Source organism: Halomonas sp. ND22Bw (assembly GCF_003011945.1).
Classification (GTDB): Bacteria; Pseudomonadota; Gammaproteobacteria; order Pseudomonadales; family Halomonadaceae; genus Halomonas; species Halomonas halophila.
In genome coordinates this window covers 1-394 of sequence record NZ_PXWD01000271.1, presented here as the reverse complement: position 1 = coordinate 394, position 394 = coordinate 1, and the positions used below count along the sequence as shown (strand labels likewise).

Annotated in this window: 1 protein-coding gene; it reads left to right on the top strand. The window is 69.0% G+C overall.

The window, feature by feature from the left end:
- Positions 1-165: 165 nt before the first annotated feature.
- Positions 166-394, top strand: a 229-nt coding sequence (locus tag CVH10_RS18020; protein WP_219924779.1) for a hypothetical protein, incomplete at its 3' end; no start/stop codon positions are given.

The window sequence follows — 394 nt, the reverse complement described above, 5'->3', positions numbered from 1 at the left end:
CGGCACCTTCGAGGAAGAGACTGCCAAGGAGCCGATTTCCTATGCCGCCCCGCCCATCGCCTGACGCGCGGCACCGCGCGTTCCTTGAGCCCCGGCGCCGAGAGGCGCTCCACTCCAACACCCTGGCGCCGAGCGGCGCCCCATCCCAACCCGGAGAGATTCACCATGAGCCAGACCGACATGCTCGCCGAGAACGTCACGATCGCGGACCTCGCGGGCCGCAAGGCGGACCGCCTCGAATACCTGAAGGGCGTCTACCTCAACATGGTCCCCGACCAGGCCACCAATCCGACCCTGCGCGTCCGCCTCAGCCGCCTCGGCGTGGGGGTTCGGCCGGCCTACCGGATCGAGCGCGACGACACGGACGGTCAGACCGTCGTCATGGGCTTCTACC